Annotated in this window: 8 protein-coding genes and 1 pseudogene; all 9 read left to right on the top strand. The window is 42.5% G+C overall.

The features are described 5' to 3' along the window. The first annotated feature begins 436 nt into the window (after nucleotides 1-436). The 9 genes and pseudogenes from QZ114_RS08095 to QZ114_RS08055 all read left to right on the top strand — a co-directional run bounded on the left by QZ114_RS08095 (nucleotide 437) and on the right by QZ114_RS08055 (nucleotide 8391). A complete protein-coding gene (locus QZ114_RS08095) occupies nucleotides 437-988 on the top strand; it encodes a GNAT family N-acetyltransferase (RefSeq protein WP_295501841.1) in 552 nt (183 codons plus the stop codon). A gap of 153 nt (nucleotides 989-1141) precedes the next feature. Further along, nucleotides 1142-2065 carry an Rpn family recombination-promoting nuclease/putative transposase gene (locus QZ114_RS08090; protein WP_295501840.1) on the top strand — a complete coding sequence of 308 codons (924 nt, stop codon included), beginning with the start codon at nucleotides 1142-1144 and terminating at the stop codon, nucleotides 2063-2065. A gap of 40 nt (nucleotides 2066-2105) precedes the next feature. Beyond that, nucleotides 2106-2477, top strand: a pseudogene (locus tag QZ114_RS08085) (hypothetical protein); the annotation flags it as partial. A gap of 330 nt (nucleotides 2478-2807) precedes the next feature. Continuing rightward, nucleotides 2808-3518, top strand: coding sequence for a thiol-disulfide oxidoreductase-associated membrane protein CcdA2 (gene ccdA2 / locus QZ114_RS08080; RefSeq protein WP_295501838.1), 711 nt, complete (start codon nucleotides 2808-2810; stop codon nucleotides 3516-3518). A 13-nt stretch (nucleotides 3519-3531) separates the two neighbouring features. After that, nucleotides 3532-4095 (top strand): redoxin family protein, encoded by a 564-nt coding sequence (locus QZ114_RS08075; RefSeq protein WP_295501837.1) that lies wholly within the window; start codon nucleotides 3532-3534, stop codon nucleotides 4093-4095. 9 nt (nucleotides 4096-4104) lie between these two features. Further along, nucleotides 4105-5217: a peptide-methionine (R)-S-oxide reductase MsrB gene (gene msrB / locus QZ114_RS08070; RefSeq protein ID WP_295501835.1), complete on the top strand. Its 1113-nt coding sequence runs from the start codon at nucleotides 4105-4107 to the stop codon at nucleotides 5215-5217. Between the two features lie 70 nt (nucleotides 5218-5287). Next, the gene (locus QZ114_RS08065; RefSeq protein WP_295501833.1) at nucleotides 5288-6025 is read left to right on the top strand and encodes a response regulator transcription factor; all 738 of its coding nucleotides are present in this window, start codon (nucleotides 5288-5290) and stop codon (nucleotides 6023-6025) included. Then, complete coding sequence (locus QZ114_RS08060; RefSeq protein ID WP_295501831.1) at nucleotides 6022-7713, top strand: sensor histidine kinase; 1692 nt, start codon at nucleotides 6022-6024, stop codon at nucleotides 7711-7713. Before QZ114_RS08065 ends, QZ114_RS08060 begins: the two co-directional genes overlap by 4 nt. Nucleotides 7714-7827: 114 nt before the next feature. Continuing rightward, entirely contained in the window at nucleotides 7828-8391 is a 564-nt protein-coding gene (locus QZ114_RS08055; protein WP_295501829.1) for a TIGR01440 family protein, read from the top strand.

The following is an 8391-nucleotide window of genomic DNA, read 5'->3' as shown; positions in this document are numbered from 1 at the left end:
GATGACTAGGTTTGAAAGAGCTTGGTAAAGCGTATTTCAAACCAGACAGCGACTGCGTCAAGGGCTTAGATGAAAAACTCATTTTCTAGTTGTTACTGAGTTTAGCCTTTTTACCCCGGGCATGGAAACATGTAAGCGAGGGAGGTCTGGTAACTCGAAGAGTTCGATTTCGTAGTCTCACCCCCGCAATGATGACTAGGTTTGAAAGAGCTTGGTAAAGCGTATTTCAAACCAGACAGCGACTGCGTCAAGGGCTTAGATGAAAAACTCGTTTTCTAGCTGTTACTGAGTTTAGCCTTTTTACCCTGAGCTTAGAAATGAGAAAGTGAGAGAAGGTCCGGGGGACCTTTTTAGCTTGAGCCTTGAAACTCAAAAGCAAAACAAATCTAAATAGAGATTGGACAGAGAATCATTTATCAGAAAGTGAGGTAGTATCATGAAATTTATTGGTACGCAAATGTTACAGACAGATCGTTTGATTTTAAGAAGATTTGTGGAGAGTGATGCAGAAGCCATGTTTCAGAATTGGGCTTCCTCTGCTGAGAATTTGACCTACGTCACTTGGGATCCCCATTCTGATGTCGAGGTGACTCGACATTCGATTCATAACTGGGTTGCCTCCTATGCCAATCCCAACTATTACAAATGGGCCATTTGTCTAAAAGAAAAGCCAGAGCAGGTGATAGGAGATATCAGCATTGTTGAAATACACGAGGAAGATTTAAGTTGTGAAATTGGATATGTTTTAGGAAAAAAATATTGGGGCCGAGGTGTGATGGCGGAGGCCTTGAAAGCTGTATTGGACTTCTGTTTTACTCAAGCAGGTTTTCAAAAGGTCAGAGCACGATATGTCAGTCTCAACCCAGCTTCAGGTCGTGTCATGGAGAAGGCTGGAATGTCCTATCTAAAGACTATTACCAATGGTGTAGAGAGAAAAGGCTATCTTGCTGACCTAATTTATTATCAGATAAATAGAAGAGATGTATGAGCTTAAAATTTGAATGAAAATTTAGTGATTATCCGCTATCCTAGTTTCTTATTTTCTATTTCAGTTATCCTTTCTTTTCCGAATAAATAGATAGTAGCAGTGAATCTAGTAAACCTAGATTTAAAACTGTGGTATAATGAAAGGAGAGAAAGTATGACTGTACGTCATCCGGGCATTAGCCCAACCAATGATTTGGTCGCTAAGAAGATTTTTAGCAACCCAGAAATCACTTGTCAATTTATCCGCGATATGCTGGACTTACCAGCCAAAAACGTGACCATTTTGGAGGGAAGTAATATTCACGTCTTACCTTCCATGCCTTACTCGGCCCAGGATTTTTACACTAGTATAGATGTTTTGGCGGAGTTGGACAATGGCACTCAGGTAATTATTGAGATTCAGGTGCACCATCAGAATTTCTTCATCAATCGTCTGTGGGCTTATCTATGTAGTCAGGTCAATCAAAACCTAGAAAAAATTCGCCAGCAAGAGGGCAATACTTACCAGAGCTACAAACATATTGCCCCAGTATATGCTATCGCAATTGTGGACAGCAATTACTTTTCAGATGATTTAGCTTTTCATAGCTTTAGCATGAGAGAGGACACGACAGGTGAGATTTTAACCATAACTAATAATGGACAAGAAAACCATCTGGTCAAGATGGCGTTCTTGGAACTTAAAAAATACAGAGAAACCAGCAAGGACGAGGTTCGTAAGCCGTGGTTGGAGTTTTTCGGGAACAAACCCTTCACCCAAGAACCTGAGCGAGCCATTAGCCAGGCAGACCAACTGCTGGACTATAAGAGCTGGTCCGAGGAGGACAGGAAAATGTTTAGTCAACTACGTATGCGCGAAGAACAAGCCTTGTTAGCACAGGATTATGCCTTGGAACAAGCCGAAGAAAAAGGGTTGGAGCGTGGTCGAGCAGAAGGTATTGAACAAGGACGAGCGGAAGGCATTGAAGAGGGATTAAAAGTAGGCTTAGTAAATCTAGTACGTCAAGGCCTTTTGACATCTGAGGTTGCCAGCCAACAATTGGGAATGACCGTCGCTGAGTTTGAGGCGCTGTTGTAAGACCATCACCAATACTAGTCAAGATGGCATTCTTGGAACTAAAAAATACAGAGAAACCAGCAAAGACGAGGTTCGCAAACCGTGGTTGGAGTTTTTCGGGAACAAACCCTTCACCCAAGAACCCGAGCGAGCCATTAGCCAAGCAGACCAACTGCTGGACTACAAGAGCTGGTCCGAGGAGGATAGGAAAATGTTTAGTCAACTACGTATGCGCGAAGAACAAGCCTTGTTAGCACAGGACTATGCCTTGGAACAAGCCGAAGAAAAAGGGTTGGAGCGTGGACGAGCGGAAGGCATTGAAGAGGGATTAAAAGTAGGCTTAGTAAATCTAGTACGTCAAGGCCTTTTGACATCTGAGGTTGCCAGCCAACAATTGGGAATGACCGTCGCTGAGTTTGAGGCGCTGTTGTAAGACCATCACCAATACTAGTCAAGATGGCATTCTTGGAACTAAAAAATACAGAGAAACTAGCAAACATAAAGTTCGCAAGCCGTGGTTGGAGTTTTTCTAAATCAGTAAGTTAATGACAGATTTTTCCGTGATAGATGGAAGAATCTGTTTTTAGTTATGCTAGATGTGAGCTCTGAAACAGTAAGATAGCTTACCTTTTGTATTCATGCTTCTTTTGATTTTTTGAAGTATAAGCTGATTAAATTCCTATTTTTTCCTATCATTATCCCTGTTTTTTCTGGAGTTTTAGGGCTATAATAGTCCTATCAAATCAAAGAATGGAGGAAGGCAATGGATATGATTATCTTTTTTATCAGTGTTTTTCTTGCTGGAATTCTTTCCTTCTTTTCTCCTTGTATTTTACCCTTGTTACCGGTCTATGCAGGGGTCTTGTTGGATGATAAAGATGGTGCTCAGGTTTCTAGTGGCAAATTTTCAATCTCAGTTGTTAGTTTATTGCGAACTCTGATCTTTATAGCGGGGATTTCCTTTATCTTTATCATACTGGGCTATGGAGCTGGTTTTTTAGGCGATTTGCTGTATGCCTCTTGGTTTCAGTATGTGATAGGTGCGGTTATCATTTTCTTGGGCTTGCATCAGATGGAAGTCTTACATTTTCAGGGACTCTACAAGGAAAGAAGGCTACAATTAAAGAAACAAGGGCAAAAGGGTAAGGGTTATAGCCAGGCATTTTTACTGGGGTTGACCTTTAGTTTTGCTTGGACACCATGTGTGGGGCCTGTTCTTGGCTCTGTTTTGGCCTTGGCGGCTTCAGGTGGTTCAGGTGCTTGGCAGGGAGCTGGTCTCATGTTGATCTATACGCTGGGTCTAGCGCTACCATTTTTGGTTCTAGCTCTTGCCTCCAGCTATGTTTTGAAACATTTCCGAAAACTCCATCCTTATCTCGAAACCCTCAAAAAAGTGGGTGGTTTGCTCATTATCGTGATGGGAATCTTGGTGCTTTTGGGAAATGCTTCTATTTTGACAAGATTATTTGAATAGAGAGGAAGAAGAAATGAAAAAATGGCAAACATGTCTCCTTGGAGTAGGCTCAATCTGTTGCTTGGCAGCCTGTTCGGCTAAAAACATGTCAGACCAATCTACTATGAAGGAGCAAACAAAAACAGAACAAGTCAGTGCGCAAACTTCGACTAAAGGTCAGGCGGTTGCTGATTTTGAACTGACGGGAGTAGATGGCAAGACTTACCGCTTGTCTGATTACAAGGGAAAGAAAGTCTATCTCAAATTCTGGGCTTCTTGGTGTTCCATCTGTCTAGCCAGTCTTCCAGATACCGATGAAATTGCTAAGGGTGCTGGTGATGATTATGTGGTCTTGACAGTGGTCTCTCCTGGACACAAGGGGGAACAAGCAGAAGCGGACTTTAAGAACTGGTACAAGGGCTTGGATTATAAACATTTCCCAGTTCTAATTGACCCGTCAGGCAAACTTTTGGAAAGTTATGGTGTCCGTTCTTACCCAACTCAAGCTTTTATAGACAAGGAAGGCAAGCTGGTCAAAACGCAACCAGGTTTTATGGATAAGGATATGATTTTAAAGACATTGAAAGAAATGGAGTAGAGAAAGGTCATGAATGATAAAGTAAAATTGTTTGTCTTGGCAGGGATCTTTTTCCTAGCCATAACTGGTTTCTATTTTCTATTGATGCGAAATGCAGGGCGTACGGATAGCTCGCAAATTGAGAAAGCGGCAGTTAGCCAAGGAGGAAAAATAGTGAAAAAAACAGAAGTGAGTAAAGATGCAGACTTGCACGAAATTTATCTAGCTGGGGGATGTTTCTGGGGAGTGGAGGAATACTTCTCACGCGTTCCCGGGGTGACGGATGCCGTTTCAGGCTATGCAAATGGTAGAGGGGAAACAACCAAGTACGAATTGATTAACCAAACAGGGCATGCGGAAACCGTCCATGTCACTTACGATGCTAATCAAATTTCCCTCAAGGAAATCCTGCTTCATTACTTCCGCATTATCAATCCAACCAGCAAAAATAAACAAGGAAATGATGTGGGGACCCAGTACCGTACTGGTGTTTATTACACAGATGACAAGGATTTAGAGGTGATTAACCAAGTCTTTGATGAGGTAGCTAAGAAATACGACCAACCTTTAGCAGTTGAAAAGGAGGCTTTGAAGAATTTTGTGGTGGCTGAGGACTATCACCAAGACTACCTCAAGAAAAATCCAAATGGCTACTGTCATATCAATGTTAATCAGGCGGCCTATCCCGTCATCGATGCCAGCAAATATCCCAAACCAAGCGATGAAGAATTGAAAAAGACCCTGTCACCTGAGGAGTATGCAGTCACCCAGAAAAATCAAACAGAACGAGCTTTTTCAAACCGCTACTGGGATAAATTTGAATCGGGCATCTATGTAGACGTAGCAACTGGTGAACCTCTCTTTTCATCAAAGGATAAGTTTGAGTCTGGTTGCGGTTGGCCTAGTTTTACCCAACCCATCAGTCCAGATGTTGCTACCTACAAGGAAGATAAGTCTTACAATATGACACGCATGGAAGTGAGAAGCCGAGTTGGAGATTCTCACCTTGGCCATGTCTTTACGGATGGACCACAGGACAAGGGTGGCTTGCGCTACTGTATCAATAGTCTCTCTATCCGCTTTATTCCCAAAGACCAAATGGCAGAAAAAGGCTACGCTTATTTACTAGATTATGTTGAGTAAGAGGGCTTTCCTAAGCAGTTAGAGAAGAATTTTGCTATACTGATACTAGTAAGTGACAAAGGAGTAGAGCATGACCTACACAATCTTAATCGTAGAAGATGAATATCTGGTAAGACAAGGCTTGACCAAACTGGTCAATGTAGCAGCCTACGATATGGAAATCATCGGTCAGGCTGAAAATGGAAGGCAGGCTTGGGAATTGATACAAAAGCAGGTGCCAGATATCGTTTTAACCGATATCAATATGCCTCAGCTAAATGGCATCCAGTTGGCCAGTCTGGTCCGAGAAACCTATCCTCAGGTTCATCTAGTTTTTTTGACAGGCTACGATGATTTTGATTATGCCTTGTCTGCTGTCAAACTCGGTGTAGACGACTACCTGCTCAAGCCCTTTTCTCGTCAGGACATTGAGGAAATGTTGGGGAAAATCAAGCAAAAGTTGGATAAGGAAGAGAAAGAAGAGCAGTTACAAGATTTATTGACTGATAAGTTTGAAGGAACTATGGCTCAGAAAATCCAGTCTCATCTATCCGATAGCCAATTTAGTTTAAAGAGCTTGGCCAGTGACTTGGGCTTTAGCCCGACTTATCTGAGCTCCTTGATTAAGAAAGAGTTGGGCCTGCCTTTTCAGGATTATCTGGTGAGAGAACGTGTCAAACAAGCCAAGCTCTTGCTTTTAACTACAGATCTGAAGATTTATGAAATTGCTGAAAAGGTTGGCTTTGAAGATATGAACTACTTTACCCAACGTTTTAAACAGATTGCAGGTGTGACACCTCGTCAGTTTAAGAAGGGGGAAGGTCGATGAAGCGTTCTTCTCTCCTAGTAAGAATGGTTATTTCCATCTTTCTGGTCTTTCTCATTCTCCTAGCTCTGGTTGGGACTTTCTACTATCAATCTAGTTCATCAGCCATTGAGACTAGCATTGAGGTCAATAGCCAGACAACTATCAGCCAAACTAGCCACTTTATCCAGTCTTATATCAAAAAATTAGAAACCACCTCGACTAGTTTGACCCAGCAGACTGATGTCTTATCCTATGCTGAGAATCCCAGTCCAGAAAAGGTCAAAGGAATCCGAGATTTATTTTTGACCGTTTTAAAGGCAGACCAGGACTTGAAAACTGTTGTGCTGGTGACCAAGTCCGGTCAAGTCATTTCTACAGATGATAGTGTACAGATGAAAACTTCCTCAGATATGATGGCTGAGGATTGGTACCAAAAGGCCATTCATCAGGGAGCCATGCCCCTTTTGACACCAGCTCGTAAGTCGGATAGTCAGTGGGTTATTTCTATCACTCAAGAACTTCTTGATGCCAAGGGGGGCAATCTTGGTGTGCTTCGCTTGGATATTTCTTATGAAACTCTGGAAGCTTATCTTAACCAACTCCAGTTGGGGCAGCAGGGCTTTGCCTTTATCATCAATGAAAACCATGAATTTGTTTACCATCCTAAACACACAGTCTATAGCTCAGCTAGCGAGATGGAAGCCATGAAACCCTACATCGAGACAGGGCATGGTTATACCACAGACCACCAATCCTATGTCAGTCAGGAAAAGATAGCAGGAACTGATTGGACGGTGCTTGGTGTGTCTTCGTTGGAGAAGTTAGACCAGGTTCGGAGTCAACTCATGTTGACCTTGCTTGGGGCCAGTGTCACATCTCTTCTTGCCTGTCTCTGCTTGGTGTGGTTCAGTCTCAAGCGCTGGATTGCTCCTTTGAAAGATTTGAGAGAAACCATGCTGGAAATTGCTTCTGGTTCTCAAAATCTTCGTGCTAAGGAAACGGGTGCTTATGAACTGAGAGAGGTGACTCGCCAGTTCAATGCTATGTTGGATCAGATTGATCAGTTGATGATAGCTATTCGCAGGCAGGAAGAAAGGACCCGTCAGTACCAACTTCAAGCCCTATCAAGCCAGATTAATCCGCATTTCCTCTATAACACCTTGGACACCATCATCTGGATGGCTGAATTTCAGGACAGTCAGCGAGTGGTTCAGGTGACTAAGTCCTTGGCGACCTATTTCCGCTTGGCACTCAATCAAGGTAAAGACTTAATTTGCCTATCTGACGAAATCAATCATGTTCGCCAGTATCTCTTTATCCAGAAACAACGTTATGGAGATAAGCTGGACTATGAAATTGCTGAAAATCCTGCCTTTGATAAGCTAGTCTTGCCCAAGCTGGTCTTACAACCCTTGGTAGAAAATGCCCTTTACCATGGTATCAAGGAGAAGGAAGGTCAGGGACATATTAAACTTTCTGTCCAGAAACAGGATTCAGGATTGATCATCTGTATTGAGGATGATGGAGTTGGTTTCCAAGCTGCTGGCGATACTAGTCAAAGTCAACTCAAACGTGGGGGAGTTGGTCTTCAAAATGTTGACCAACGGCTCAAACTTCATTTTGGAGAACATTATCAGATGAAGATTGATTCCGCCCCTCAAAAAGGGACGAAAGTGGGAATATACATAAATAGAATAGAAATTACCTAACTCCCAGTCAATTCTGGGAGTTTTATGCAGTTTGGGGTAAGGTTTTTAGGTTGTCTATCTTGCTAAAAATGAGAAAAAACGATATGATAGATAAGGACAAAAGAGGTACTGGAAATGAAGAAAGATGTGATTCAGAAGGAAACAAGCCAGATATTGCTAGATGTTATAGACAAGGCTGATTTGAAGCAAGGAGCTCTTTTTGTTTTGGGCTTGTCTACTAGTGAGGTCTTAGGTAGTCATATTGGTAAGGGATCAAGTCAAGAAACCGGTGAGATTATTGTGAAGACCATTTTGGATATCCTGGGAGAAAGAGGCATTCATCTGGCAGTTCAAGGATGTGAACATGTCAATCGGGCTCTTGTTGTTGAACGTCAAGTAGCTGAGCAGTTTGGTCTTGAAATTGTTAGTGTCCTTCCTACTCTTCATGCTGGAGGAGCTGGTCAGTTGGCAGCTTTTCAGTTTATGAAGGATCCAGTTGAAGTGGAGTTTATTGTGGCTCATGCTGGATTAGATATTGGAGATACCGCTATTGGGATGCATATTAAGCATGTACAGGTTCCGATTCGTCCTCTTTTGAGAGAGATTGGGCATGCGCATGTAACAGCATTGGCTAGTCGCCCAAAATTAATTGGAGGTGCGCGTGCGCATTATCCGCAAGATTCTATTAGAAAGTCGTGA

Origin of the sequence: uncultured Streptococcus sp., from assembly GCF_901875575.1 — a bacterium.
Lineage (GTDB): Bacteria > Bacillota > Bacilli > Lactobacillales > Streptococcaceae > Streptococcus.
Note: the sequence above shows the minus strand (reverse complement) of the source record. Positions and strands in the feature narration are given on the sequence as shown.